Genomic DNA, 25,238 nt, shown 5'->3' with positions numbered 1-25,238 from the left:
CCCCGCGGGGTGGGCGGTTGAGGGGTCCGTGGATCCCGGCGCTCGCGCTCTTAATTACCCTTATAGGTTCCACCTCCGCGGCGCCCACGGTGGTCCTCGACGAATCGCACCTCGTGGTGTTCAAGGTACCGGACGCCAACGGTCAAGTCGTGGAGAAAGGAGCCGGGGACAACCCCGGGTACCGCGTCCCGCCCGGGGACTCCGGCAACTACGGGGGGTACAAGTTCCCGGCATGCGCGTACTGGGTACCCTACTTCTCGCTCCTGTCCTACGAGGACGCCGACGGTAGAATCCACGTGTTCCCGGCGGTCACGCGTGGATCTCAGTTAGGCGTTATGGGCATCGCCGACCACGTGATCAACGAGGTGCTGCCCTCCTCGCCGCGGATCGAGGTGGACCTGTCGTCCGGGACCCCGGATCCACTGGAGCTGTTCACGGCCCTAGGTTACAGCCATCTCGTGCTGATAGTCTCCGAGTACGACTCACTCGCCATCTCGTCCGCCCTGGCGCTCAAATGGAAGGCTGTAGAGGACCTCCGTCGTCGGCTGCCCGAGGCTGCGGAGCACCCGGAGAAGGTCGGTGTGGTGATCGCGCTCATGGCGAGAGCCACGGTCATCTCCCCCACGGAGACCAAGGACGTACTGATACCCCTGGTTCCCGGCGCGCACGTGATTAACCCCGCCAGTCCCTTCACGTGGCAGGGCGTTGAGAACGATCCGTTCTATCGGCTGTGCGTGAACTCCGATCTCATCGTGGTCGTGTATAAGACCGAGGCGTTCAGGGAGGAGGCCAGGCTGGTCTTCGGCGACGACGCGATTTACGTCCGGGCTTCGGCGGACATCACCGCCGGAGCTCCCGCCGTGATCTTCAACGTTCCACGGCGAGCGGAGTCGTGGAGGGTGGCTCAAACGTTCGAGCCCTGGCCCAGCTCGCTGTACTTGGGCGCCCTCTACGGGTTGCCGATCGCCTGGGCGGCCGAGGACCTGCGCCTGACGGGTTACAGCTGGGAGGGCGTCATCTTGGTCCCTTCACCGGCGGAAAGTGGGATGTACTGGGATATAACATCGGAGTTCGACGAAGTGCTCCCCGAGATCCTGGGGGCGAACCCACACATCTTCCTGTCCTACATGACGCTGACCGACCCCTGGAACAACTCGATCCAGGTGGGCACACCCAACTTCTACGCCGCGCTCCCGTGCCTGGGGCACTACCCCTGGGACCTGATCGGGGTGGATCTGACTACCAGCACCCTGCTGTTCGACCTCAAGGACTACCTCGTGGTGACGTACAACCGGATCCCGGAGGGGAACGACCAGGAGCTGGGCTGGGGGTTGGTGGGGCCGTACGCGGTGGTGTTCGAGGGTCCTAAAGGTCGTCCCCTGATACTCACGTGGTATGCCCTGGCGTCCGGCTTCTGCGAGTGGGCTTGGAACAGATACTTGGAGTTCAATAGGATCCCGGACCAACTGTACGACGTGGAGGCGGTGGCCGTAGGGCTCGAGGGCGTCTTCGCGCTGGCCAAGGGCCTGATCCTGGGAGACATCAACAACGTGCTTTCCAACAGGGACTACAGGTTCACGGTGTTCTTCGGGTACCCGATACGCTCCTGGGAGACCGAGGCCAGGATTCAGTTCGACGCGGACGCTCCGAACCGCCATTACACCGTGATCATGGGTCGAGGGGACAGCCCGGTACCCGACGTCCCGTTCATGTTGGCGCAGTCGAGCGACGTCTACGCGATCCTGACCCTGGAACCGCTCCGTACGGACACAGGTCCCGACGTCAGTCCGAACAACGCTAAACGGTGGGTGGTGACCCCATGGGTCGCCTTGTCGATAGTACCGCTGTTACTGTCGCGGCGCTCCTCGCGCTGATCGTTCCAGTGAACGCCCACGTCTACGTCGTGGTGAACGTCCCGGATCAGGTACACACCAAATACCATTGGATGAGGGTCTTCGTCACGGCGGCGTCGCTGGATCGGGAGTGGGCCGGCGGTAACGCCGCCTCGGTCATCCCGATAGCGGTCCAGGGTAAGCTTGACAAACTCACGCAGAACCTCATGTCCGAAGTCGGGCCGTCCAGCGTCGTGCTCACGTACAAGTATCCCGCCACCCACCCGGGCTGGGAGCGGCTTCCGGACGACCTTGAGGCGGCCTGCGTCCGGCTCGTGGAAGTGGCGATGAACTCCGGGGTCCCAGTGAAGTTCCTCCTCTGTTTAGACTCCGATGCGGGCTTCATCCCCGGGCTGGAGCTGGCGCCCATAGTGGCGAAGCAGCAGGGCGCCGTCGTCTGGGGTAACCCCCTGACGTACATGACACATTTCGACGTCCCGGTGCTCACGCTGGACGAGTACCTCCGGAACCCGGAGTACGACTTCAGCGACTTGTCGATCAGGGCCCTCGCCGTCGTCCAACCGCTCGCGAAACCGGAAGGTCCCTACAAGTCCCAACCGTTCGACCCGATCACCCTGGCCGCCGTACAGTTCGCCTGCATGAGACCGGCGTTGGTAGCGTTCGTCACGGTGGGTGGATCACTGAACGTCGACACGCTGAAACAGGACGTGCGGGATAGGTTTCTCTCCGCGTACGGTAAGGAGCTGAAAGGTCTCGACGACGTCGAGTACGTGGTGTCCTTCGGATCGGTGCTACTAGGTAGTCCGAAGTTCGACGTAGGTGTAGCATGTTTCCCGTTCCACGGTCTCCCGGGGTTCTTGGCGGCCAACAGGATGCTGGTCTCGATGCATCTCCACGGTGAGGCATCTCCGTTGGTAGTCTTCGATCCCACCGGGTCATTATCGGCTTACTACGGTGACATCCAGCACTCGGTAACCGTCAAGTGGCTGTCAGTTCCTGATGTTAATTCCCTCAACCTGAAGAACCAGAAGTTCGCGGCCGGGATCGTCGTGTTCAAAGAAGCGCTGGGACAGAACTTCCTCCAGTCACTCAACTCAGAGTGCAATTCCTTCCTGTTCATCTGCGCCGATCCCAACTCGATCGCGCAGAGAGTAGACGTGTACGCGACCCCTAACGGTTTTCCCAAGTTCCGCGCGGTCATCGCCTTCCGGGATCCGGCGGGCGCCATCATGGCGTACCTCTTCGCGGCCTCCGGCGTCGAACTGGGGCGGGCCGTGGTATGGGCGTGCTGGGAGCTGGAGCAGCTCCGAGGCTACGTCGACGTTAGTCCGGGTTACTTACTCGTGGGCGACCCGTTCTATCGGTTCGAGGGACCGTTCGAGTACCCGCTCCCGAACCTCCCGGAGGGGAAGGACCTGAACGTTAAGCTGCCCCGCGCGTTCCTGGTACCCGCAGATAAGTACAGGCTCGTTCCGCTGATCTTTCCGGCGTTCGTGACCGGACTGACGAAGATACCGAAGGACCCCTACTCGACGGTGCTCGCCGATGGGCTCAACTTCGTGGCCAAGCGCCTGGGTCCGAACCGGTACTCAGTCAGCGGGATCCTGATACACCCGTCCGGGATCAGGAACGCGTACGTACTACCATTGAACGAATCCGATAAGTACCATGTCACGGTCACGCTGGAGCTCGTCACGCCACAGCCCTCTCCGCCGGCCTCCTGGCGGAAGGTTCCGGGGGTATCGGTTTGCGGGATCGCGGTCACGTTAGCGTCGTTGCTGGTGGTCAGTGGGGCGACGAGGGCAAGGGCAAGATCGTGGCGTACCTCGCGGTCCAGGACGAGCCGGAGGTCATAGCGCGGGCCGGTGTCGGTCCCAACGCCGGCCACACCGTGCGCGTGAATGGGGAGGATTACGGCCTCCGGCAGATCCCGTGCGGCTTCCCACACGAGGAGGCCGAGCTGGCCATCGGACCCGGGGTTCTCGTCAACCCCGAAGTGCTCTTGGACGAAGTCGAGCGACTGTCCCGCTTCCGGGTCGATGACCGCCTGATCGTGGATGAGAGGTGCGCGATCATCGAGCCCAAGCACATCGAGGCCGAGCGCGCTTCCAAGCACCTCTCGGACGAGATCGACACGACCGGCACCGGCTGCGGGCCGGCGAACGCGGACAGGGCGTTGCGGAAGGCGAAGCTGGCCCGGGACGTCGACGAGCTTTCGGAGTTCCTCGGCGACGTTCCCGGGTTGGTGAACGAGGCTATCGACGCGGGCGAGGACGTGCTGATCGAGGGTACGCAGGGGTTCGGTCTATCCCTATACCACGGGATCGACTACCCTTATGTCACCAGCAAGGATACCACGGCGAGCGCCTTCGCCTCCGACGTCGGCGTCGGCCCGACGAGGATCGACGACGTGTACGTGGTGTTCAAGGCGTACGCAACCCGGGTCGGGGAAGGACCGTTCCCGACGGAGTTGTCCCGGGAGGAGGTGATAGAGAAGTTCGGCGAGGAGATCCTGGAGGTCGAGCGCGGTACGGTCACGGGTCGGCCGCGACGCATCGGCGAGTTCGACTTCGAGATGGCCAAGCGCGCGTGCGTCATCAACGGCGCCACTCAGGTCGCGATCACGTGCATCGACAGGAGGTTTCCGGACGCGGCGGAAGCCGAGACTTGGCACGAGCTTCCCACCGAGGCGAAGAAGTTCGTCGAGAAGGTGGAGGAGGCCGTCGGGGTACCCGTGACGATAGTATCCACGGGACCGGAGCTGGAGCACACCGTGGACCTAAGGTAGTTCGTCCAGGATCCGCCGGACCCGATCGCTCACGGGCACCTCGACCACCTCGAACCGTTCCCTTTTCTCCACCGGGGCCGTCGCGTCGAACACGGCCTTCGCCATGATCCCCTCCTCCGCCGACGGGTCGAGGGTGGACCCGAGACCCCTCACCACGTGCAGGTCGCGATCCGCCTGGAACCTCGTCGCGAGCGCGTACTCGACTTGTTCCGGATCGTCCGGGTCCACGTCTTCGTCCACGACCACCACGTGCTTCAGGCTCGGATGGGCCGCCAGCGCGGCGAGGCCGGCGTTCACGGCCTCACCTTCCGTGCGCTTCCGTATCGATACCACCGCGTGGAGCCACCTTCCCCCGCCCGGAGTCAGTCTGACCTTGACCACCTCCGACACCCGGGAGACGTGAGCGAGGACCGTGGCCTCGGCGGGACCGCCCATCATGATCCGGTGCTCCTCTCCGCCCGGGAGGATTATCGGGTGGTACGGGTCCTCCCGGGTGTACACCTTCTCGACCTCGAAGACGGGCTCGCGACGCCGTTCGTCCAAGGTGCGCGTCACGTCCACGAAGGGCCCTTCCGGGGCACGCTCGGGGGTCAGTCTACCCACCATAACGATCTCGCTCTCCGCGGGTACCGGGATCCCGTAGTCAACCTCGTACACCCGGAGGTCCTCCCAGAACGCCGCCGCGACGTCCAGCTCGCTGACTTCATACGGTACGCGGGCGCAGCACGCGAACATCGTCCGCGGGTCCACTCCCAGGCACACCGCCACGGGTAGATCGTGGTCGGCCTTCTCGTAGTATCTGTAGAGATGACGGGGGACGACCCGTACCGCGAACTTGCCGTCACCGAGGTACATCATCCTGTGCACGGACGCGTTGGGGATGCCTTCCTCGGGCTCGACCGCGACGACCAGGGAGGCCGTGAGGTAGGGACCACCGTCAGTCCGGTAAAATCGACACATCGGAAACTCCTTCAGGAACTCGGGTCCACGCTCGGCTTCGAGGAACGACGGGGAGCGTTCTTTCCGCGGTTCCTTCGGCGAGTCCATAGCCTCCGCGAGTTTCCGCAGGACATCGTCCCAGGATTCCGCTCCTAGTGCCCTCACCAAGTACTCCCGACTACAACATAGGTTACCTACCAGCGGGATGTCGTAGCCTTCGACGCCCTCGAACACCACCGGTCTATCGAGTTCCTGGAGAACCGCCGGCACCTCGTACTCCGGCGACAACTCCTCCTTGACTACCACCAAATCGTCCTCTACGCACCTCAGAAAATCCCTCAACGCGGCGCCCCCTGGGGGATGAAGACAAAGTCCCGAGCGGATGGGGTGAAGATCGGGACGCGGGCGGACCCCCTACAGGTTGGTGAACCTGATCCCGACGTCCTCCTTACCGTACCGCATGTTGAGGCTGATCAGCAGTGCCGTGATGGACTCCACGATCCTGGCGTTCTCCAACGGTCCGCCGTCTATCGCCCGAACTCCCGGTATCTCCTCCGCGAGCTCCATGACGGTGCGCTTCGCGTCCTCGTGGTCCGAACACACCACCACGTCGCACTTAACCTCTTTCTCCAGGTCCCGAAGTGACTCGGCGGAGACGTTTTCGAACGCGGATACCACGGGGTTGTTGACCAGGGACTGCACGGTTTCAGCCGCCGATCCGGCCCACGGTCTGATCAGCCGGGTGGGCTTGCCTCCTACGGCGGTTTCCAACGGTACCGTGACGTCCACGACGATCGCGTCCTCGTCGAGGGAGTCCCGGATCGCCTTCACCGTGTCGATGACAGCGAAGAACGGGACAGTCAGGAACACAACCTCCGCCTCGGCGGCGGCATCGGAATTCTCGCGACCTTCAACGGTGACGTCCTCATACCCGTGCTCTGCCAGGATCTCCTCGGCCTCCTCCGCGGCTTTAACGGCGCGTTCCTCCTCCCTCGATCCTATGATCACGTGGTGTCCCGCCGCCGCCAGTCTCAGCGCGAGTCCGAACCCTTGATGGCCGGTCCCTCCGATGAAAGCCAGCCGCACGTTCGCACCCCGGGTGGGCGGGGAGGGACGGCGTTAAGAGGGTGCCGGGTTAGAAAAGCTGTAGGGCGTTGTCCCGTACCACCGCTTCGGTGGCGTCGAATCCCCTCTTTTCCAGCTCGAACGCCACCTCGGCCACCGCTAAGACGTTACTCAGGGCCCTCGACGCGTCGCTGTTGATAAGAATGCGGTCCGCGTGTTCGGCTCGATTGGTCACTATCTCGACGGCCTCCTCGACGGTCGCCTTACCGGGCTGCACGGTGATCCCGGCGTTGAAACCCTCCGCGAGGACCGCGTCGACGTACTGTTCGTTGAGGTGGTCGATCACGATCAGGTCGGGGTGCAGATCCGAGTCCCTGGCGACCTCGATGATCTTCGAGATGACGTTCGGATCACGACTCCGGGGAGTGTGAACGACGACGGGTACGTCTTCGGTCGCGGCGAGGTCCAGCTGCTCCCGGAATACCTTCACCTCCTCGTCTGTGGCCTCCTCCAGCCCGATCTCTCCTACCGCGTCCAGATCACTCAGCTTCGACTCGAGGTGTTCGAGGGCGAGTTCGAGGCCCTCGTCCGGGATGGCCCTCGGATGTACCCCCAGTCCCACCTTCGCGTCGATCAGGTAATCTACCGCGGTCTCCGCGGTTGACTCGACAGCCTCCCAGTGTCCCAAGAGGGCCTCCGCGGTACGGAACGGCATGGGATCGTGGGCTAGCGTCAGGACGTACCGTATTCCGGCGAGACTCATGGTCTTCATGTCGTCCTCACATCTTACATCCAGGTGCACGTGCGAATCGAACTTGACGAACAAGGCTCCGTCGCCCCTTGAGGTTCTGTTTCTTAGAGTTTAAATAGCCGGATCCCTCCTTATATTGAGGGTGCATCAAGTATGGCAGAGAGCGTGAAGGAGGTAATCGACCTCACGGAGATCCCGTTCCAGCCCATGGATCGGCAGGAGATCCACCAGCTGGAGACGGTGCTGCTGGTGGCCACGCTCTTCCGTCCGAAGGTGCTGGAGATGATCCACGAGCAGAAGTTCCTGACTTGGGTCGACTCGCTAGCGGTGGCCGCGTCGGCCCTCGCGAGACAGAAGGCGGGGTACACGATATCGGAGATCGCCGAGGAGCTGGGACGTACCGAGGCCACGATCAGGAAGCACCTACAGGGGGAGACTAAGGCGGGAGAGCTCGTCCTGGAGACCTACGAGATGCTCAAGAGCGGGGAGCTTCAGATAGTCACCGGCGTTGAGGACATCAAGGAGAAACTCAGGGTGGAGGAGGAGAAGGTGGAGCGACTGAAGTCCGAGATGGAGGAAGTTTCCACCACCATCTCTCGAGTCGTGGAGGGCCTGAGGGAGTGCTGCACTAAGATGGAGGACGCCCTCGAAGAGCTGGAGGGCCTCGCGGAGAAGCTCGAGGAACTCAAGGAGTAGAGCGTAACCCCAGAAGTCTCTTCCGGAGTCCCTCCAGGTAACGTTCGACTTTCTCCTCACTCACCGGCTTCTTCCAAGAGCCCGCCAGCATGCACTTGGGCTCCGATCCCCTCACCGATACCCTCCGTCGGGCCAGCTCCTCGTAAACGCCTCTTTTCTTCCAATCCCAGAGCGGTGTGAAGTACTCGCAGCCGTACTCGCCGCACATTTCTTCCCAGAAAGCCTTAGCCTCCGGCGTCTGTTCCGGATACTTCCTGGACTCCCTGTCCCCCGTTACGATCACGTCGGGTTCCAACTTCTCCAGTGCGTGGAAGAGCATACAGAACTTGCAGTCCAGACACACCGGGTTCCAACCGAACCGTAAGATCCTCCGTTCGAGACCTCGAAGCCCCCATCGGTGGAAGGGTCCATGGATGTCGAAAATCCTCCACTCTACCTCGGCGTCCGTGGCACGTTTCACCTGGGAGTAGTTGATGCCGGCTTTTTCCACGCCGATCAGCACGCCGTTATCGTACGTCGCCAGGATGATCTTCTCCGGGTCGTATTCATCGCAGGCGATCAGCGCCGCCAGCAGTGAATCCGGACCTCCGGAGAACAACACCACCATCCGCACGGAGGTTCCCCCTCCAATAGTTATGATATTCGTAACAATTGCGTGCGGTCGGGGACGGCGGCTTGACACCTTATGACTTCACTCCGCACACGTCACAGTCACGCTCCGGCGCGCTATCTAGGGCTCCTGTCCCTCAATACTTCCGCGGGAGATCCCCGTCGGTCCGACCGAACGACTCAGGAGACTTCTAGCCCGTACTCCTCCGCGATCTCGTGGAACGCTCGCACGACGTGCTCTACCTGCTCGTCCGTCAGACCGTATACGCTGGCCTTGATGGTCTCGGTCTGTCCGGGTTGGATACCGATGACTCCACGCTTTTTCAACTCCTCGTACAGGAAGTAGCCGCGCCTGGGATGGTCTTCCGCCACCTCGTGGAAGCCCGGAGTCTCAAACTTCACCAGATCGTGCCGCTTCGGTCGCTCACCGAGTTGTCGTACGCCCTCTATCCTTTCCATCTCCTTCACGAACCACCGCGTCTTTCGCACCTCCTCCTTCCAACGTTTCACCCGCTCCACGACGTGGGGGAAGCTGGCCATCATAGTGACGATCGGCGCTCCCATCACGGTACATCCGAGCATTTCGACCTCCTTGTGTGGCCACTCCCGACCGGAGACGTCTCCGCGCAGTGAGGATCCCCTGAGCACTTCCTCTTCCCATTCCTCCCGCATCGCGAGTACGCCGCACGGTGCGCACGCGGCCATGCCCTTATGACCGCTACCGACCATGAAGTCGGGCTTCGGGCTCAGGTTGGACAGGTCCATGCGACCCATGGTGTAGGCGCAGTTGAGCAGCGCCGGAACACCCTTCTTGCGGCATATCTTCACGAACTTCTCCGCATCCGCGAGGTTCCCGTACTCACTATCGACGTGTGTGAGTAACGCCAACGCGGGTGGGTCTCCCCGCTCGTCCTCAACCTCGTCGATGACCCGGGCGTACTCGTCGACCTTCACCTTGTACTCCGGGTGACCGGTGTTCGGGACCTCGCGGACCGTGGCTCCCGCCTTCTCCGCGGCGACGAACGTGGTGTAGTGCGCGAGCGAGTCCGCGACGACTACGTCTCCCTCCTCGCACAGCGCGCTCATGACGGCTTCCTTCGCGTACCTCGCACCGGCGGTGATCCGCACAACGTCCATCCCGAGAAACTCGGCTAAGTCCTCGTGAAACTGTCGGATGGGAGGTTTCTCGATCTCATGGAGCAACCCCTCGCAGAAGTCGCATACACTGTACCCATCTCCGAACTCCAGGAGGGCTTTCCGAGCCTCCGGGGTCAGCACGCCCCCTCGTTGGATAGGGTTCACATTGATGTACTTCCGCTCCGTCTCACGGACGATGTTCCGATAACGGTCCAGGTTCAAAGATCGACCTGCCCCCTTCACAAGTCGACCACGTACTCGGCTACCCACCGTCCGTCTTCGCGCTCGACCTTCATGTTGTGGTAGGTCACGGCCTTGACCTCGGTGTGGAACGGATGTCGGTCCGGGTCGTAGGGCTCACCTCGGGCTACGCCACGTACCTTCCATCCTTCCTCTTTCTTCAGTTCCTTCACTTCGAAGTCGGAGAACAGCATTCCATCGATCTCGTGTCGGAAGTGTATCTCCTCGAGCCAGTCGTGTAGTAACTCCACTAGGTCTCCTCCTTCCGCCTCGATCTCCACCTCCTCCTCGGGTTCCACCGCGTCCAGGTCCGTGATCAGATCGAACAGCGCCTTGGCGGCTTCAACCAGGAGATCCTCAGGCGTGTCGGCCCACACTCGGAACGCGGCATCCGCCGTGTGCTCGATCTCCTCCCACGGCACCGGAGCTTCCCCCTGGCCCTCGGGAGAAAATACGAAAGAAGTTCTTCGGTTCAACCCAGCGGGGTGTGGACGACGTGTGCTTGGCGATTCCCGGAAGGATCGTGGAGCTCGATGGCAACCGCGCTGTGGTGGACTTCGGAGGCGTACGACAGGAGGTCGACGTGAGCTTGCTGGAGGACGTGGAGGAGGGCGATTGGGTCATCGTTCACACGGGTTTCGCGATTCAGAAGCTAGATGAGGAGGAAGCACGAGCGTCCCTTGAGATCTGGGAAGAAGTTCTGAAACACATCGAGGAGGAGCTTGAAAATGACACGTCGGGAGTTCGTGAGAAAGCTCGTCCGTCGAATCCATAAGGAGGCCGAGACCCTCGATCGTGATGTGACGATCATGCACGTGTGTGGATCCCATGAACGGACTATAGTCGAACACGGTCTCAGATCGTTGCTTCCCGAGAACGTCCGTTTAGTCTGCGGTCCAGGGTGCCCCGTGTGTGTGACCACTACGGGAGAGCTCGCCGCGGCCATAAAGGCTGCGGAAGATGGCATGGTCGTGTGCGCTTTCGGGGACGTGTACAGGGTCCCCACTCCTGTCGGATCCCTCTCCTCATGCGATGGGGACGTCAGGGTGGTCCAGAGCGTTAGGAAGGCCGAGGAGATCGCCGAGTCCGAGGACCGTGATGTCCTCTACCTGGCGGTAGGGTTCGAGACTACGGCACCGACCACCGCGGCCGTGCTCCTCGATGACCCGCCCTCCAACTTCTACGTGCTGTCGGCTCACCGGTTGATACCACCTGCGATGGAGTGGTTGCTGGAGTCGGGCGAGTGCCGTCTCGACGCGTTCATATGTCCCGGTCACGTGTCCACGATCATCGGGACGGGGCCCTACGAGTCCGTAGCCCGGGAGCTCCCGTGCGTGGTCGCCGGCTTCGAGCCCGAGGACGTTCTGATCGCGGTACTGGCGTGCCTCAAGATGCTCAGAAGGGGACGTGTGGGAGTCACCAACGAGTACCTCAGGGCAGTCGAGGACAGGGGGAACCCGGTCGCGAAGGAACTGATGGAAAGGGCGTTCGAGCCCGAAGATAGGCCGTGGCGGGGTTTCCCGACCATCCCCGAGTCGGCGTTGAAGCTGCGTGAGGACCTCGCAGATCACGATGCGATTGAGATTGGAATACGGCCGGATTACACCCTGGGACACGACGAATCCTGCATATGTGATCGGATACTGCGAGGGTTGGCCGAGCCCCGGGACTGCCCGTTGTTCGGCACGAAATGTACTCCGACGGATCCCGTAGGCCCGTGCATGGTGTCGGAGGAAGGCCCGTGTTTCATAGAGTACAGGTTCGGCGGAGGGTGAGGCATGTCCACCGACGAGTGGCTTCGAGAACTGGAGCGGGCTCTGAAACGCGCGGAAGATACTGACATGATCCTGAACCCCGCGCTCGGAATCGGTGTCGTAGTCCTGGGCCCGCTCGCCTCGGCCTCGGTGTCCGTGATCGCTACGGTGTGCGTGGCGACGGCCAGTGGGGCCTCCGTAGTATCCGCCGGTGGAACCGCCCTCACCGTGGGAACGGTGGTACTCTTCGCGGCCTTCCTCGCGGTCAACGCGGCGTTATTCTATATCCTCATCCGGAGGAGGAACAAGCACTTCGAGCGATCCTCGGAACTGTTCCGTATAGTTTCCGAGATACTGTACCGCACCGAGTGCATCTCTAAGTCCTGTTACTTGGCCATATTCAGGAAAGTAAAAGATATCGAGGAGTTGGGCCATTTGGATGAAGTCTTGTGGATATTTTTGGGTACCATCACCTTCGGAGTAGCGTATCTGTACGTTGCATACAGGCTTATGCGGGATTTTTATCTGCATGAGGCGAGGGAAAGTGCTATCGCATCATTGCTAGCTGATGAACTGGATATGTGCATATCTTTCTTCAGAAAAATACCTTATAGGAACTTCGGAATTCACATACTTATAGTCGTTTTCTTCCCGATTCTGTACCCTTACTTAGTCTACATATTAATAAAAGATCCTAATAACCACTTCTTAGAGCATCGTAGGTTTGAGCGTACTTTGGTAGAAAAGTTATTTAGTTAAAATTTATCCATCCACCGCTCGTAAACCCGCTCGCACTCCCTCAGAACGTCTTTCGGTGTGATCTCTCCTTTCGTTTTCAACGCAGCTGCTACCTGAGCCCCACCGGCACCGACACCCTCCTTTACGTACCCTTCCTCGTACAACCTGAACCCACGGAACTTGGACTCCGAGAACCCGGGGTCCGCGGAGAATAGAACGTAGTCACCCACTTGCCGGAACAGACTTTCGATGTCGGAGTCCTCGTCTTCGACCACGTATTTGGTAGTTCCGACGAATACCCGTTCCGGGTCCAACTGTCCTTCCTCCGCCAGATACGCTAGGATTGGGGCCATCTGCGTGCCACCCGCCAAGAGCACCGGTGTCCTGGACCCGTAGATGATGCCTACCACCGCAGGCATCATAGGATCTCCGAACCTCCTGATCGCCTCGTGGGCGTCCAAGTCACCCGGTTCTACTCCTTGCGCCTCCAGGCCTTCTTTCACCACGCGCTCCTTGATATCGTGCGGAGAATCGTGGGAGCTGCTCGCGAACTTTTCACTGGTTTCGTAACCCAACGCAGTCATCACGGCCATCGCCGTGGTAGTCCCGCCCGGCACGCTTTCCCCCACGGTTAGGAAGTCCACATCGCGGGTGAGCTCCTTACCGAGCGTTTTACCGAACTCCAGCAGTCTGTCGTAGGTTTCCTCCGACAGTGCCGGCCCTTCGCGGAAGTCCCTCGCGACCTCACCTCCGAGGTCGATGTAGGGGCAAGCGGGTTTCACGGCTGCCCCGGCATCCACCGTCAAGAAGGGGATAGACGCCAAGTTCACGACGGCTTTCGTTATCACCGCGGGTGAGGGAGCACCCACGGGGTTCTGTGGGACCTCCTCGGCGTTGATGATCCTGTCGTAGTATATCAACTCGACATCTCCTGCGGGTGTGTGAAAGGTTGACTCCGGCGTTTTACCCGCGGCTGAGATACCGGGAACGCGGCTGATTTCGGTACTACCGATCACACACACCATCACCGTGCTTCCACCGGAGCACCTCTTGACGACTTTCTCCGCGGCTTCTAGATCTCCCAGCGCTCGAATACCCGGTAGGACTTCCTTCAACGCTCCCACACCCGCGGAAGCTTGGTTAGCGTTCGGCATTTTCGCTTCCCGACGACCACCATTTCCTCGACGCGGATCCCGAACTCATCCGAGTAAAGCCCGGGCTCTACGGTGATCACGGCTCCCTCCGGCAATCGACCCATGAGACGGCCCTCGTGGACCGTGACTCCCACATGGTGGCCGAGGCTGTGGGGGAACTCGAATCCGGGCGCTTCGTCTTCCATCCACCCTCTCAGCTCTTCCTCGAGCTCCTTCGGGTTCACACCCGCCTGAAGCTCTCGGAGTGCCTCCTCGAGGGCGTTCACGACGACTTCGAGGACGTCTCCCGCCTCGTTCTCGGACACTACGGTCCTCGTGATGTCCGTGCAGTACACCATCTTGATCCCGTAATCTACCAACGCACATTTCGTCCAGGTCTTTTCCTCGGGACTCGGTCGGTGGTGGGGTACACCGGCACCCTCGTCATACGCCACTATAGGGTCGAATGCCGTTTGAAAGCCGCGAATCGTGGCCTCCCTTATGAGGTCGGATGCTACCTCGGCCTCCGAGTCTTCGGGTGGGAGAACTTTTACGAGTATCCGCTCGGTCGCTTCCACTAGCTCCTCAATGAACCTCAGCTCACTCTTCGACTTGGAGAGACGCGCCCTCGTAACGTCCTCGTTAACGTTCTTCACCCTATAACAGGGTACCTTGCGGGCCGCCGACTCGTCGTCGACGGCCCGGGCGGGAGTCAGGCGGTTGGCCTCATCGTGTGTGATGACTTCGACGGTCTCCGGAATCGGCCACTCCCGAACGGCCCTCGAATCCATACGGTGGACAACCAGCGTGTACTCTTCGGACTCGAAGTCGGCGTGGAACGCTAGACCGGGAAAATGGGTTATCCACTCAACGTTTTGGCGCCTGACGAGGGCACAGGGTTCACCTTCTGCGAGCTCCTCGAGCTTCTCCACCTTCTCTAGAAAGAAATCATCAGACTTCAGGATCTCCTGGAGTCGTTTCGTTTTCCTCCTCCCCCTCGCCATCGACCACTTTTCGGGCGAGCTTGTAGATCTTTAGTACCCTGACAGCGTCCTCCCTGGACGGTGCTGCAATTCGGGTGGACCCTACCACTATCGGGATTTCGAGCTCTTCTCCGAGCTCCTCTAGGACCTCCGGCTCTACGTCCTCCGGGCTCAGCTCCGCCTCTTCACACACGGACTCGAGGTCCATGATCCGCAGATGATCCGCGGATTCCAGCTCCTCCTCAAGCTCTTCGAGGCGGTCTCTGAGCCGCTCGACTTCATCCAGTAGTCTGTCCCGTTCCTCCTCCAGGAGCGCTTTTTCCTTCTCGATCTCCTTTAGTCTCTCGCGCAGTTCTTCCAACTCCGATTCTTTCTCCTCGAGTTCCTCGATGAGCTCTTCCTTCTCTTCGATTTCCTCTTGAAGCTCCTTGATCTCCTCGCGCAGCTCCTTAATGTCCCTGAGACTTTTGAGGCCGGCGCGGACGAGGGCGCTGCGGAGCTCCTTCTCCACTATTTCCAGGTCCACGTGTTCCACGTCGTGTCCGATGGGCATCTTCACGCGTTCCACTCGACCTACGACGCCGCGTAGCTCTTCCTGGAACTTCTTGGCCAGTTTGCGACCAGGCTTGTCCGCGTCGGTGGCAATGAGCACTAAGTCCGCACCTTCGGCGGTCCGTCGTGCGATGTGGGCGTGGGTAGTAGGGATGATGGACGTCACTGTGATGTTGTACTCTCCTCCGAGCGCCATCCGTTGGATCACTTTAGAGATGGTCTCGGCGTCGGCGGCTCCCTCCACGATTATCCTGACGTCGACGGGTGACTTCCGTCGTCCGTCTCGTGCCATTACCGGGGCTCCCTTAGCGGCGTCGCTTGCGGTTCACCTTCTTGTTCTGCCAGCTGTACCGACGGATGCGCCGTGAGCGACCGAACCCACAGGCTGCACAATATCCTTTCCGCACGTGGTATGCGCGACGGCCGCATCTCCTGCACCTGACGTGTGTCTTCGTCTTGTTACGCTTACCAAAGGAGGGGGTTCCCTTCGCCAAGCCTCACTCCCCCTGGCAGCTCATCCGACTTCGGCAGGTGATATCAAGGTGACGCTGTCTCCTCGGATCAACACACGTCCGAGCCTGACTTCGGAATCTTCATCTATCTCCACGCAGTCGTCCAGTACCAGGTTTAGGTGTCCGTCGAAGGACACTAACCTACCTCGCAACGTCTTGCCCGTCTTCAGCTCCACTATCACGATATCGTCCAAGAAGTCCCGAAGACAGTCGTGCGGTCTCAAACCGTCCGACCCCCGTGCGGCTGGGGGAGCTGGCGAATGAAGGTTTCCCGTCGACATCCGATCTCGGAGAAGGACCTTCAGGAAGTTTTGGAGGAGTTACGTGTATCGTCTGGGGTTAGTCTCGGCGAAGTACTCACTGGTCTTGTGGAGGTCGCGTACGTCAAGGACGATGATATCGAGCGCTTGCTGATCAAGGACGGCAAGGTAATGGCCTTCGAACGACATGAGGGTTGGTTTCCCACGATTCATGCCCTCCTCCAACTCGATGAGGGGAATTACGGCCATGTGGTGATAGTGGATATGGGTGCCGTCAAGCCGGTGGCTTCCGGGGCCGATATCATGGTGCCGGGTATCGTGGAAGTGCGGGGTGAGTTCGAGGAGGGTGACGGTGTAGTCGTCATCGACGAGCGCAACCGGCGGCCTCTCGCCGTGGGGATAGCCCTAATGAGTGCGAGGGAAATCGAAGAGTCTGAGAGGGGTCGAGCCGTCCGCAACGTCCATCACGTCGGGGACAGGTTATGGGAAGCCCGCTTCTAACGCCGTCCGAACAGGCCCTTAATGACCTTAGACAACACTCCCTCCTTGTCTGGAACGGGCACCTCGTACTCGATACCCACTAGCTCCGCGGCCAGCTTCTTGAAAGCCTGCGCGGCCGCGGACTTGGGGCTGCGGACCACCACCGGCTCTCCGAAGGCGGCGGCCCTTCGGACCTCCGGATCCTCGGGTACTTCGACCATTACGGGAGTTTCCAGGATTTTTTCGACCTCTTCCTTCGTCAGCTCGGTCTTATCCTTCGTGACACGGTTGACGACGGCTCCCGTGATCTGGGTGTCTACCCGCTCGGCTACCGCTTTAACCTTAAGAGCGTCGGTGATCGACGCTATCTCGGGGTTGACCACTAAGAGGCTCTCCGTCGACGCGGAGAGGGCCGTGATGGCGTCCCTACCTAACCCTGCCGGCGCATCGATCAGCAGGAAGTCCGCTCTGTCTATTATGTGCTCGACTACGTCCCTCAGCCTGTCGGGGTTGGCCTTTCGAATGCCCTCCAGTGATATGCCCGCGGGGATCACCTTAACACCGTGAGGTCCCTCGTAGATGGCCTCCTCGATGTCGGCCTCTCCCGCCAGTACATCGTGCAGTGTTACTGGGGCATCTTCCATGCGGAGGATCAGTCCCAAGTTAGCCATGGCGATATCCGCATCCAGGATGTAAGTTTCAGCACCGAGCTCGGCTAACGCAGTACCCAAGTTGGCGGTTACGGTGGTTTTGCCCGTACCTCCCTTACCCGAGGCCATACATACCACACGACACGCCTCTGACTCGGGAAGTTCCGCCTCAGCCAAGTCAGGTTAACCCCTCGCCTTTTTCGGCTGGAGGGCTCGGAGATCCGGCTACGGCGCGCTCGACCTTTTCGATAAGAGTTTTAACGGTTTCCTCGCACGCGTCGTCCGCGTCCTCGACATCTGACTCCACGACGAAAGCTATGAGGAAATCGTTATGGGGTTTTACAGCTAGGGTCTTGTTTTCACCGGTGGTCATCTTGATCCATTCGATCGAGCCCTCCACATGATCCTTGACGAACCTGTACAGCTGCGAGATCAATGCTCCAACTTCTTCACATCGATCTACATTCGATAGGATCACCAAACCATGCTCGTCGATTACCACGAACGGTATCTCAGACTTCACTCGCTGGCCCGAGACTGCGGCATCTATAACTTTTCCAAGGTCATTTTTAAGCATGAAGATATCCGCGTCGGACAAGGTCATTTTAGATTCACACACTACTACGTACTCGTCTAGACACAGCGCCAGGTAGTTAGTCGAGTCTTCCGAAGTTACTAAAATAGTATCAACGTCGCCCAGTGATTCACGTATCGTGTAAACTGCGTTTATCAACCCGCCCTCCATCCGGCCGTCTCCTACTATCCCAATCGGCTTCCCAGAATCGTCTAACACGACTAGTTTCTCCAGACCGAAATACTCGGTAACCCGGTTCAGGGCCGACGTCAGATCTTTGCGGGCTTCCTCGACGAGCTTCTCCACATCGAGCTGCTCTCCGATGACGTCGAGTGCTCGTCGGATCACTTCATCCCTGACTTCCGTGGCTCCATCCTCCTCCGAACTTCCGGCGCCCTCCCTAGCCTCTTTAAATCCCCGCTCCCTTCCCTCACCATCTCGCCCACTTAAAATACCTTTAAAAATTCTGAGGACGGCTCTAATCACGGTCGAGGCTCCCTAGCGGTGGTTCGGGGAAACCATTAAAGCTGCTTAGCGATCTCCTCAGCGGCCTCCCGAGCGCGGAGGCGGATAAGTCCTAAGTTGGCGTCGGGCTCGACGACGAGGACTAGTGTCGCGTCCTCCCCCACGTCTACGATCATCACCTTCCCGTGCGTGGCCTCTATGAGCATTTGCTCGAGGTCTCCTAGATTCATCTCGTCGACGACTCGCTCGCCAGAACCGTATACGGTCGTCGCAATCGCACCCACGATCTCGGAGTCGATATCCGGAGGCACGGCCTCTGCGATGATCAATCCGTCGCTCGAGACAACTAACGATCCATGCACTCCCTCAACCCGGTTCAAATCCGCCAACACCTTCTCGATCAAGTGACGTCGGCCCCCAAAGATGGGTTCTCCGGCGCGGCGGGTGAGTCGGGATTTAAATACGTTTGCGCATGGACCTCGCCGGGGGATGGCACGTGGGTGCGGCATTCGTGACCGTCGCGACCCTCACGACAGTGTTACTCGCACTCTTAACTTACTCTATCGGTGTCGTTGGGCGATGGATCAAGGCGCCGATAGCAACCACCCTCGGAGCGGCGATCATCGGAGCCGGTGTAGGACTTTTCCTACTCGCTCCCATGCTCTCGGACATCCCCAAGGTCGTGGCTGGACTGGAGAAGAACGGGTACCTAACGGTCGAGCTGAGCACGGCACCCTCGGATTTACCCAAAGCTTTGGAGGCGGTTAAGAAGTACCGCGGGAAACCCGTCGGACGATACCTAGAGCTGGAAGTTGCCATGAGTGAACCCGTGCCCTCGGACCGTCGGAGGTGGTTCGAGTCTAAAGTGCCCAAAGTCTTCCCCGGCGTCAAAGACGTTAGGTTCTCATCGCCCACCAAGATGGTCGTCCGTATGGATCTCAAGTCCGTCCCACCTTCGAAAGTCTCTCAGCTGGCCGACGAGCTTTCGGGGTGGATAACGTACACCAGTGGATTCGTAGTGGTTGGCGTCACAGCCACGATCGACGTCGAGGTCCCGCCTTCGGAGTACGCGGATTTGAAGGGAGAAATCCGCGAGATCGCCGACCTCAGAGTGATTTACGATCCAACCAAAGCAGCCCAGCGGAGGATCGCACGGATGCTCCCATCACCACGTACGACCGTAATCGCCAGCACATTAGCCTTCGCGGGGATTGCAGTAATAGGCTGGTACGGTATTAGCCATATCATCGGCCCGCTAACCTCGCCGCTAAGAAGATCCGCGGAGGGAAGGCGGCTTGTCCGGCGTGAAAAGGGTAGAATTCGACGCGAGACTCCTGGACTCCCTCCTCGAGGCAAGCGATAAAAATCACCCTGATGAATTCTTCGCGATGTTAGGGGGCTCGATAGACGCGGAAACCATCACGATCGACTCGCTGATCGTAGTCCCTTTCGAAGCCTCCGACTCCGGTGCGATTTTCGATCTCCTCTCCGTTCACACCTGCGACGTAATCGGAACGTTTCACTCCCATCCATACGGCGATCCGGTACCCTCGGAGGATGACTTGATGCTGTTCAAGAGGTTGGGGGCCGTCCACGCGATCGCAGCGTACCCGTATACTCCGGACCGTGTGGAGTTCTACGACAAGTCCGGCAGAAACATAACACCGGTCGTAGAAGTGAGATACACGGCCGATGAAGAAGCGAACAACCGCTGACCTCACTATGACGATCCTGCGACCACTCCGAGGCCGGGATGAAGAGATCGAGGTAGGCCGACGAACCGGGATGACGACCCCTGGGGTACTTGACCGTGTCGTCCGGACTGAAAGTCGGGAACGTGAGGGTAGTTCCGCTCGGGTTCGAAAGCCTCGGTGTGAGGTCGATGGCCACACTGATCGAAACGCCGGACGTGACTGTACTGGTGGATCCTGGTGTGTCAATCCCTCCGAAACGCTACAATTTACCGCCGTCGGAGGAGGAGTGGGAAGCCCTTGAGGAGGTGCGCGAGAGTATCCAGCGTGCCGCAGACAGCGCGGACGTGGTCACGATATCGCACTACCACTACGACCACCACACCCCGTTCACCGACCGGAAGTACGAAGCTTGCGACCTTGAAACGGCGAAGGAACTTTACCGAGATAAGCTGATTCTGATGAAGCATCCCACCGAGAACATTAACCGGAGCCAGGCGGGTAGGGCTCGGGCACTGATTGAGGGGTTGGATGAGCTAGGCGTCGATTACGAGTTTGCCGACGGTAAGAGGTTCGAGTTCGGCGAGACCGTTCTCGAGTTCTCGCAGCCACTCCCGCACGGGCCTGAAGGGACGAGATTAGGGTACGTTCTCGGACTGAGGATAACGCACCGTGACCACGTGATCGTTCACGCCTCAGATGTTCAGGGTCCCGTGTACGGACCGGCGTTGGAGTGGATCCTAGAACGCGACCCGGATTTGGTGCTGATCAGTGGCCCACCGACGTACTTACTCGGTTTCCGATTCTCCTCGGACAATCTGGAGAAGGCCGTGAAGAACCTGCGAAAGTTGGCCTCGAGATCCGGCCAGATAATCCTCGATCATCACCTGCTCCGCGATAAGAACTACCGTGATCGGTTGTCCGAGGTTTACGAGGAATCGGACAACGTGGCCTCTGCCGCCGAAGTACTAGGGAAGGAGGAGCGCCTGCTCGAAGCCTACCGCGATGAGCTCAGCGGGGAGGAATGACTTGGTGCTCGAGCGGATCGGACGGTTCGTGTGGAAGTTCACCGCCGCCGTCGGTTACGTGACCGTGAACTTGCCTTGGATAGTAGTGAAGCTGCTTAAAGAGGGCCCGAAACGCTCCGCTAAATTCACCTCGCAGCTCATCAGGACGGCCGAGGAGTCCGCGTCCAAGTTCCAGACGGTTATGGAAATGGTGAGAGAGGGTCAGGTACTGCTACCGGAGCTGCCCCAAGTACCCTTCAAAGATATAGAGATACGCGGTAAGCGGATCGCGGCGGCTCCTAGAATGCCGTGGGACGTGCCCGTCTTAGTGCTGCAGTTTTCCCTCCTCGCGACCGTAGTGTTCGTAATCTTGGAGGAAATCGTAGCACCGCCCGTAATGTTATGGGAAGCTTTGGCCGTGATCTCGGCGTTCGTTACGGCCTTCAGTCTCGGATGGCTCCGCCGCGTCTCACCTTCAGAGGACATCCACTGGCTACCGTACTGGCATTCCACACTCATTATCTTGGGGTCCGTCGTACTGTCCGCAATACTGACGAACGTACCTCCGGTGGTAGCGCTCGTCCTGCCGCTTGAGGGAGTCTTACCCGGGTTTATAGTGTTCGGGTTACCGGCCCTAGGAGTAGCGGCGGCTACGGTTTGGGTGAGGAGGAAGTTCCATCGGACCTGGACCTTCGGGGTCGTGCTCAGGGAGGTCCAGGAAGGAGGCAGCGTTGAGGTAGTGGTCGGTCACGACATCGCCGCGAACACGCTTCCTGGAGAGTATATAGTCGAGGGGAGTGGCTCCGAGGGCACTCCGGTGCTCGTAGAGGTGGAGCACAGCGGCTTCTCACTCACAGGGGCGAGACCGGTGCGCATCCTGAAGGAGGGGTGGTGGTGACCCTCGGCCAGCCATCCTCTCCCCATAATAGCGTTCGGCTAACAGCTCACTCGTCATCGGGGGGTCCACGTTGACACGCGTTGAGAGGCTCGAAGAACTCCTCAGTCACGCTGTCTCCCAGCGGTCAGGACGTATAAGGGTTGTCACGGACGTCGACGAGCTTCGGCTGGACGAAGAGGTCGTCCGGAGGATCGTTCACCGAGCCGCGGAGCTGGACCACGCACTGGTCGAGTCCGCTCCGGAACACGTGCTACGCGGCGAGCGGGCTCAGGAGGTAGCCAGAGCGTTGGACGATATTTTACGATCAGTTCTAGAGCTCGTCGGCGTCGAGGAGGAGACGGAGCGCGACCTAGACGACTTGTTCAAGGACTCCGTGCTGGTGGTGGTAAGGGGGCGAGAGCGTAAAGCCCTGAGGGAGCTCGTAGACGCTCCGATCGTGCAGACCGGAGGGCCGCTAGTGCCGGAGGACTATCGGAAGGTGAACCCTAACTTGCCTGAAAAACTACCCGAGGGGCTCGTGAAATCCGTCGAGCGGGCCCGAAGGGAGCTCGAAGAATACATCCGGAAGTCCGGCGCCAAACGCATCGTCCTAGTGCGCGAAGAGGACGACCGCGTCGGCGAAGTCCTCGAGGAGGAGTTACCCGAAGTGGCCGAGGAACTCGGGGTCGACCACGAGGTGATCGTCGTCCCGGACTTCACAGAATTATCGCCGTCCGACTTGCTGTCGGGGAGGACGAAATGAGCGATACCGAAACTATCGAGACGCCTTCGGGCGAGCGGCCACTGCTACCACCGAAGGCTCGCTTGACGTTCTCGCGTACGATGCCCGCCGCGCTGCCCGAAACCGTCGAACATACCGTAAGACTGTACATCACGGAGCTGGAGCACGTGAGTTCGAACGAATCCCTTCGGATAGAGGAGAAAAAAGACGGTACGAACGTGCGGGTAGTGCTCGGCCGCGTGCTCGAAAGCGAACTCGGCGAACCCGTAATAGCCCATACCAGAAGCTGGGTCCGAGTGGAGGAGGTCGAGGAGTACGTCCAATCAGTGCTCGATCCGTCGGAGCACTCCCTCACGATCGTCGAGGGCGAGCTGTTGCCGTTGTCCCTCTTCGGAACCTCGGTGTTCGAACTGTGGAACGAGACGCTCGACTACATAGATTACCACGTCCGGCTCATGTCTAGATACACCTTGAACCCCCGCCGCAAGCGGGTTCCGCGAGCCTGGCTTGGAAAGCTTTTCGATAGGCTGTCTAAGGTCCGCCGCCACGTGAGAACGCTCTACACCATCCAGCGCAGACTGCCCGATGTTAAACTGGCCGACGACGATGAGTTCCAGAGGTTACACGAAGAGATCGAACGACTCACGGCTATCGCCCACGACAAGGACTACGTGCCGGAGGATGCCGTTGAAATACTTCGGGATATTCTAAGCGTTCTGGACGATCTCGCCGCGTACGAGCCTGAGGACTCGGAACCCGTATACTACGTATACGAACTGGATATGTATGACGGTGAAATCACTATTCAAAAACCTAAAATACGGCAATATGAGCTGTTGGCTGATATGATCGATGGTGATCGAATAAAGCCCGTTCCCAGCACCTTATGTGATCTCGGAGAGGCAGAGCAAGTGGCACGTGAACTTATGAACCGGGTTGAAGAAGAGGAGCTTGAGGGACTCGTAATCAAGCCGGAGAAGGAAGTTCCCGGCGTACCTCATGCCCGAAAAGTCCGTGCGGAATGGTACCTTCGCGGAATGAAATTAGGTTCTCGATTATCCCTGAAAGGGTTCGCAGGAGCTGCTGAAAAATACGCGCGTAACGAGGTACGGCGCGCTCTGGCTGCTATTGAAACTTCGTACTTGTATAGAGCGTTGGAAGCGTTGGCAGAGGGGGATTTACGGCGAGCCTCTCGGATAGTCAAGGAAGCTGAGGAAGTAACGGATAGGATGTCTGAGTGGGATGATCCTACCGTGTGAAGACGTTATTTCACTCGGGTTCTACGACTACTCGTACCTTGAATGGACGTTCCCTTCGGTCCACGCGCTCTATGATCATTCGATACGGCTCGCCTAAGTTCTTCATGAGATATTGGAACAGTACTACCGCAGGATGTCCACCGATCGATCGGAACATCCGGTCTAATTTTCCCCTTCCAGCACTTCACTCCTTTTCTCTATATCCCCCTCCGGCTTCACGTACTTTTCGAACTCGGGGTGCTCCTCGGCGTAATCATGTATAAAACGGAGCATCGGAAAGCTAGTTCTGCACTCGAAGATTATCGTGTCGTCTTCTTCGACCCGCTCTACGTCCTCGAAGTAAGCCTTGAGCACGGCTTCGGCGACGTCGGAAGGCTCCATATCCTCGAGATATTCATCGAGCCCCTCGACCAGAAACGCGGCGGTATCACGGTACACCTTTTCACGGACTACCTTTCAGGATTTGCCCGCCAACTCTGCGATCCCGAATATCAGCGCACCGTCGAGCTTCCGAGCGATGAGAGGGGTTATCGACACCCGTCTGACCCCCTCTTGCGGCGCGAAAATCAGAAAGTCGTCCCCGAACCCGCGGGTGCAAGCGTATTTAGATGGCACGATCGTACGGTGTTGGGGGTGGCGGGTTTGGGTAAGAAGATGGAGAAGAAGAGGGCCGAGATGCCACCGGCACGTGCGGGTATCCTAAGCTTCTGGGACGAGGAAGCGCCCGGGATCAAGATAGACCCTGATTACATACTCTACGCGTGCTTCGCGGTGGCCGTGCTGCTGATAATCGCCCACACGATGGCGGCGGTGTAAGGGCGTCTTGGCGGTTCACAGTTACGTGCCGGAGGACCCGCTCGAAGAGCGGGATCTGCCCGAAATCGTGCTCGTAGGTCGCTCGAACGTGGGTAAGTCCAGCTTAATCAGGGCGATAACCAGAGGGGCCGCCGACGTCCGAGTAGGTAAGCGTCCCGGCGTCACCCGTAAACCCGTCTTTCACGAGCTAGACGGCGAGCTCGTTCTAGTCGACATGCCCGGATTCGGGTTCATGAGCGGGGTTCCCAGGAGGTATCAAGAGCGCGTTAAGGATCTCATCGTTCGCTACCTGGAAGAAAAGGATAATATCCTGTTCGCGATCCACGTGGTGGACGCCAAGGCTCTTCCGGAGATAGCGGAACGCTGGGAGCGGAGGGGCGAAATACCCATCGACCGTGAGATGTTCCAGTTCCTGAACGAGGTAGGATTGGACCCCATAGTTGCGGCGAACAAGATCGACAAGATCAAACCGATCGAGTTCGAGGAACACATGGACGCCGTCGCCGAGGCGTTAGGCCTCTTCCCCCCGTGGCGCCAGTGGCTCGACACCTTGTTCCCGATCTCGGCCAAGACGGGAGAAGGTCTCGTAGAGTTCCTGGAGGCTTTGCAGGAGAGGGTAAGGAAAGCCGGGTATCCAGAGTTCGCCCGGTTCTTCCGCACGAAGTAG

General features: G+C 59.6%; 32 protein-coding genes. 16 read left to right on the top strand and 16 right to left on the bottom strand.

Annotated features, from left to right (window positions below; all coding sequences use genetic code 11):
• Positions 1 to 17: 17 nt before the first annotated feature.
• From MK_RS01245 to MK_RS01235, 3 genes are read left to right on the top strand one after another with little or no spacing between them, the layout of a single operon-like run.
• On the top strand, positions 18 to 1,874 hold the full coding sequence (locus MK_RS01245; protein WP_011018609.1) for a hypothetical protein: 1,857 nt from the start codon (positions 18 to 20) through the stop codon (positions 1,872 to 1,874).
• Positions 1,820 to 3,709: a hypothetical protein gene (locus MK_RS01240; RefSeq protein WP_011018608.1), complete on the top strand. Its 1,890-nt coding sequence runs from the start codon at positions 1,820 to 1,822 to the stop codon at positions 3,707 to 3,709. The genes MK_RS01245 and MK_RS01240 overlap by 55 nt, the downstream gene beginning before the upstream one ends.
• A complete protein-coding gene (locus MK_RS01235; RefSeq protein ID WP_011018607.1) occupies positions 3,601 to 4,641 on the top strand; it encodes an adenylosuccinate synthetase in 1,041 nt (346 codons plus the stop codon). The genes MK_RS01240 and MK_RS01235 overlap by 109 nt, the downstream gene beginning before the upstream one ends.
• On the opposite strand, the gene MK_RS01230 is transcribed toward MK_RS01235, so the two are convergent.
• The 3 genes from MK_RS01230 to MK_RS01220 form a co-directional block, all read right to left on the bottom strand.
• Positions 4,633 to 5,922, bottom strand: a complete 1,290-nt coding sequence (locus MK_RS01230) for a UbiD family decarboxylase (protein ID WP_011018606.1) — start codon at positions 5,920 to 5,922, stop codon at positions 4,633 to 4,635. The genes MK_RS01235 and MK_RS01230 overlap by 9 nt on opposite strands.
• A 72-nt stretch (positions 5,923 to 5,994) precedes the next feature.
• Positions 5,995 to 6,666 (bottom strand): NADPH-dependent F420 reductase, encoded by a 672-nt coding sequence (gene npdG, locus MK_RS01225; protein ID WP_011018605.1) that lies wholly within the window; start codon positions 6,664 to 6,666, stop codon positions 5,995 to 5,997.
• A gap of 49 nt (positions 6,667 to 6,715) precedes the next feature.
• A complete protein-coding gene (locus MK_RS01220) occupies positions 6,716 to 7,471 on the bottom strand; it encodes a TatD family hydrolase (protein ID WP_011018604.1) in 756 nt (251 codons plus the stop codon).
• A gap of 78 nt (positions 7,472 to 7,549) precedes the next feature.
• Between MK_RS01220 and MK_RS01215 the strand changes: the two genes are divergently transcribed.
• Positions 7,550 to 8,092 carry a hypothetical protein gene (locus MK_RS01215; RefSeq protein ID WP_011018603.1) on the top strand — a complete coding sequence of 181 codons (543 nt, stop codon included), beginning with the start codon at positions 7,550 to 7,552 and terminating at the stop codon, positions 8,090 to 8,092.
• Here MK_RS01215 and MK_RS01210 read toward each other — a convergent pair.
• The 3 genes from MK_RS01210 to MK_RS01200 form a co-directional block, all read right to left on the bottom strand.
• Complete coding sequence (locus MK_RS01210) at positions 8,082 to 8,705, bottom strand: RNA methylase (protein ID WP_011018602.1); 624 nt, start codon at positions 8,703 to 8,705, stop codon at positions 8,082 to 8,084. The genes MK_RS01215 and MK_RS01210 overlap by 11 nt on opposite strands.
• 176 nt (positions 8,706 to 8,881) lie before the next feature.
• On the bottom strand, positions 8,882 to 10,060 hold the full coding sequence (gene pscS, locus MK_RS01205) for an O-phospho-L-seryl-tRNA:Cys-tRNA synthase (RefSeq protein WP_011018601.1): 1,179 nt from the start codon (positions 10,058 to 10,060) through the stop codon (positions 8,882 to 8,884).
• Between the two features lie 17 nt (positions 10,061 to 10,077).
• Positions 10,078 to 10,500 (bottom strand): archease, encoded by a 423-nt coding sequence (locus tag MK_RS01200; RefSeq protein WP_011018600.1) that lies wholly within the window; start codon positions 10,498 to 10,500, stop codon positions 10,078 to 10,080.
• A gap of 74 nt (positions 10,501 to 10,574) precedes the next feature.
• On the opposite strand from MK_RS01200, the gene MK_RS01195 reads away from it, so the two are divergent.
• From MK_RS01195 to MK_RS01185, 3 genes are read left to right on the top strand one after another with little or no spacing between them, the layout of a single operon-like run.
• Positions 10,575 to 10,853, top strand: a complete 279-nt coding sequence (locus MK_RS01195) for a HypC/HybG/HupF family hydrogenase formation chaperone (protein WP_011018599.1) — start codon at positions 10,575 to 10,577, stop codon at positions 10,851 to 10,853.
• On the top strand, positions 10,807 to 11,853 hold the full coding sequence (gene hypD, locus MK_RS01190; RefSeq protein WP_148679900.1) for a hydrogenase formation protein HypD: 1,047 nt from the start codon (positions 10,807 to 10,809) through the stop codon (positions 11,851 to 11,853). Before MK_RS01195 ends, hypD begins: the two co-directional genes overlap by 47 nt.
• 3 nt (positions 11,854 to 11,856) lie before the next feature.
• Positions 11,857 to 12,591, top strand: coding sequence for a hypothetical protein (locus tag MK_RS01185; RefSeq protein ID WP_011018597.1), 735 nt, complete (start codon positions 11,857 to 11,859; stop codon positions 12,589 to 12,591).
• Here MK_RS01185 and cobT read toward each other — a convergent pair.
• The 5 genes from cobT to MK_RS01160 are packed head-to-tail and all read right to left on the bottom strand — an operon-like array spanning position 12,588 to position 15,974.
• A complete protein-coding gene (gene cobT, locus MK_RS01180; RefSeq protein ID WP_158295868.1) occupies positions 12,588 to 13,685 on the bottom strand; it encodes a nicotinate mononucleotide-dependent phosphoribosyltransferase CobT in 1,098 nt (365 codons plus the stop codon). The genes MK_RS01185 and cobT overlap by 4 nt on opposite strands.
• Positions 13,682 to 14,707 (bottom strand): M24 family metallopeptidase, encoded by a 1,026-nt coding sequence (locus MK_RS01175; RefSeq protein WP_148679422.1) that lies wholly within the window; start codon positions 14,705 to 14,707, stop codon positions 13,682 to 13,684. Before MK_RS01175 ends, cobT begins: the two co-directional genes overlap by 4 nt.
• Positions 14,655 to 15,530: a toprim domain-containing protein gene (locus tag MK_RS01170; RefSeq protein WP_011018594.1), complete on the bottom strand. Its 876-nt coding sequence runs from the start codon at positions 15,528 to 15,530 to the stop codon at positions 14,655 to 14,657. The genes MK_RS01175 and MK_RS01170 overlap by 53 nt, the downstream gene beginning before the upstream one ends.
• Before the next feature lie 13 nt (positions 15,531 to 15,543).
• Positions 15,544 to 15,732, bottom strand: a complete 189-nt coding sequence (locus MK_RS01165; protein ID WP_011018593.1) for a 50S ribosomal protein L37e — start codon at positions 15,730 to 15,732, stop codon at positions 15,544 to 15,546.
• A gap of 20 nt (positions 15,733 to 15,752) precedes the next feature.
• The gene (locus tag MK_RS01160; RefSeq protein ID WP_011018592.1) at positions 15,753 to 15,974 is read right to left on the bottom strand and encodes an LSM domain-containing protein; all 222 of its coding nucleotides are present in this window, start codon (positions 15,972 to 15,974) and stop codon (positions 15,753 to 15,755) included.
• A 36-nt stretch (positions 15,975 to 16,010) separates the two neighbouring features.
• Here MK_RS01160 and MK_RS01155 point away from each other — a divergent pair, with 36 nt between their 5' ends.
• On the top strand, positions 16,011 to 16,511 hold the full coding sequence (locus MK_RS01155) for a DUF1947 domain-containing protein (protein WP_011018591.1): 501 nt from the start codon (positions 16,011 to 16,013) through the stop codon (positions 16,509 to 16,511).
• Here MK_RS01155 and MK_RS01150 read toward each other — a convergent pair.
• The 3 genes from MK_RS01150 to MK_RS01140 are packed head-to-tail and all read right to left on the bottom strand — an operon-like array spanning position 16,508 to position 18,583.
• Positions 16,508 to 17,269, bottom strand: a complete 762-nt coding sequence (locus tag MK_RS01150) for a septum site-determining protein MinD (RefSeq protein WP_148679899.1) — start codon at positions 17,267 to 17,269, stop codon at positions 16,508 to 16,510. The genes MK_RS01155 and MK_RS01150 overlap by 4 nt on opposite strands.
• Before the next feature lie 49 nt (positions 17,270 to 17,318).
• Positions 17,319 to 18,200: a hypothetical protein gene (locus tag MK_RS01145; RefSeq protein WP_148679420.1), complete on the bottom strand. Its 882-nt coding sequence runs from the start codon at positions 18,198 to 18,200 to the stop codon at positions 17,319 to 17,321.
• Positions 18,201 to 18,235: 35 nt separating this feature from the next.
• The gene (locus MK_RS01140) at positions 18,236 to 18,583 is read right to left on the bottom strand and encodes a roadblock/LC7 domain-containing protein (protein ID WP_011018588.1); all 348 of its coding nucleotides are present in this window, start codon (positions 18,581 to 18,583) and stop codon (positions 18,236 to 18,238) included.
• Positions 18,584 to 18,675: 92 nt separating this feature from the next.
• Here MK_RS01140 and MK_RS01135 point away from each other — a divergent pair, with 92 nt between their 5' ends.
• The 6 genes from MK_RS01135 to MK_RS01110 all read left to right on the top strand — a co-directional run bounded on the left by MK_RS01135 (position 18,676) and on the right by MK_RS01110 (position 23,755).
• On the top strand, positions 18,676 to 19,542 hold the full coding sequence (locus MK_RS01135) for a hypothetical protein (RefSeq protein WP_148679419.1): 867 nt from the start codon (positions 18,676 to 18,678) through the stop codon (positions 19,540 to 19,542).
• On the top strand, positions 19,484 to 19,894 hold the full coding sequence (locus tag MK_RS01130; protein WP_226988694.1) for a Mov34/MPN/PAD-1 family protein: 411 nt from the start codon (positions 19,484 to 19,486) through the stop codon (positions 19,892 to 19,894). The genes MK_RS01135 and MK_RS01130 overlap by 59 nt, the downstream gene beginning before the upstream one ends.
• Before the next feature lie 95 nt (positions 19,895 to 19,989).
• On the top strand, positions 19,990 to 20,898 hold the full coding sequence (locus tag MK_RS01125; protein WP_226988693.1) for an MBL fold metallo-hydrolase: 909 nt from the start codon (positions 19,990 to 19,992) through the stop codon (positions 20,896 to 20,898).
• 4 nt (positions 20,899 to 20,902) lie between these two features.
• The gene (locus MK_RS01120) at positions 20,903 to 21,775 is read left to right on the top strand and encodes a DUF2101 family protein (RefSeq protein WP_226988692.1); all 873 of its coding nucleotides are present in this window, start codon (positions 20,903 to 20,905) and stop codon (positions 21,773 to 21,775) included.
• A 70-nt stretch (positions 21,776 to 21,845) separates the two neighbouring features.
• A complete protein-coding gene (locus MK_RS01115) occupies positions 21,846 to 22,517 on the top strand; it encodes a DUF2100 domain-containing protein (protein ID WP_011018583.1) in 672 nt (223 codons plus the stop codon).
• Entirely contained in the window at positions 22,514 to 23,755 is a 1,242-nt protein-coding gene (locus MK_RS01110) for a hypothetical protein (protein WP_011018582.1), read from the top strand. The genes MK_RS01115 and MK_RS01110 overlap by 4 nt, the downstream gene beginning before the upstream one ends.
• A 10-nt stretch (positions 23,756 to 23,765) precedes the next feature.
• On the opposite strand, the gene MK_RS09040 is transcribed toward MK_RS01110, so the two are convergent.
• Together MK_RS09040 and MK_RS09035 are read right to left on the bottom strand one after the other, a co-directional pair.
• Positions 23,766 to 23,912: a hypothetical protein gene (locus MK_RS09040; protein WP_158295867.1), complete on the bottom strand. Its 147-nt coding sequence runs from the start codon at positions 23,910 to 23,912 to the stop codon at positions 23,766 to 23,768.
• A gap of 5 nt (positions 23,913 to 23,917) precedes the next feature.
• Positions 23,918 to 24,193, bottom strand: coding sequence for a hypothetical protein (locus tag MK_RS09035; protein WP_011018581.1), 276 nt, complete (start codon positions 24,191 to 24,193; stop codon positions 23,918 to 23,920).
• A gap of 204 nt (positions 24,194 to 24,397) precedes the next feature.
• Here MK_RS09035 and MK_RS09030 point away from each other — a divergent pair, with 204 nt between their 5' ends.
• A complete protein-coding gene (locus MK_RS09030; protein WP_011018580.1) occupies positions 24,398 to 24,571 on the top strand; it encodes a preprotein translocase subunit Sec61beta in 174 nt (57 codons plus the stop codon).
• Between the two features lie 7 nt (positions 24,572 to 24,578).
• Positions 24,579 to 25,238, top strand: a complete 660-nt coding sequence (gene engB, locus MK_RS01100) for a GTP-binding protein EngB (protein ID WP_226988651.1) — start codon at positions 24,579 to 24,581, stop codon at positions 25,236 to 25,238.

It is taken from the genome of Methanopyrus kandleri AV19, assembly GCF_000007185.1.
GTDB lineage: Archaea > JAADCQ01 > Methanopyri > Methanopyrales > Methanopyraceae > Methanopyrus > Methanopyrus kandleri.
The sequence above is the reverse complement of the archived record's forward strand: the minus strand, read 5'-3'. Positions and strand labels throughout refer to the sequence as shown.

What these genes read in the sequence shown, in the direction of transcription:
- MK_RS01215 (WP_011018603.1), top strand. Translation starts at nt 7,550, where the DNA reads ATGGCAGAGAGCGTGAAGGAGGTAATCGACCTCACGGAGATCCCGTTC.
- MK_RS01155 (WP_011018591.1), top strand. Translation starts at nt 16,011, where the DNA reads ATGAAGGTTTCCCGTCGACATCCGATCTCGGAGAAGGACCTTCAGGAA.
- MK_RS01170 (WP_011018594.1), bottom strand. Translation starts at nt 15,530, where the DNA reads ATGGCACGAGACGGACGACGGAAGTCACCCGTCGACGTCAGGATAATC.
- MK_RS01175 (WP_148679422.1), bottom strand. Translation starts at nt 14,707, where the DNA reads ATGGCGAGGGGGAGGAGGAAAACGAAACGACTCCAGGAGATCCTGAAG.
- MK_RS01150 (WP_148679899.1), bottom strand. Translation starts at nt 17,269, where the DNA reads ATGGCCTCGGGTAAGGGAGGTACGGGCAAAACCACCGTAACCGCCAAC.
- MK_RS09040 (WP_158295867.1), bottom strand. Translation starts at nt 23,912, where the DNA reads ATGTTCCGATCGATCGGTGGACATCCTGCGGTAGTACTGTTCCAATAT.
- MK_RS01240 (WP_011018608.1), top strand. Translation starts at nt 1,820, where the DNA reads ATGGGTCGCCTTGTCGATAGTACCGCTGTTACTGTCGCGGCGCTCCTC.
- MK_RS01110 (WP_011018582.1), top strand. Translation starts at nt 22,514, where the DNA reads ATGAGCGATACCGAAACTATCGAGACGCCTTCGGGCGAGCGGCCACTG.
- hypD (WP_148679900.1), top strand. Translation starts at nt 10,807, where the DNA reads ATGACACGTCGGGAGTTCGTGAGAAAGCTCGTCCGTCGAATCCATAAG.
- MK_RS01185 (WP_011018597.1), top strand. Translation starts at nt 11,857, where the DNA reads ATGTCCACCGACGAGTGGCTTCGAGAACTGGAGCGGGCTCTGAAACGC.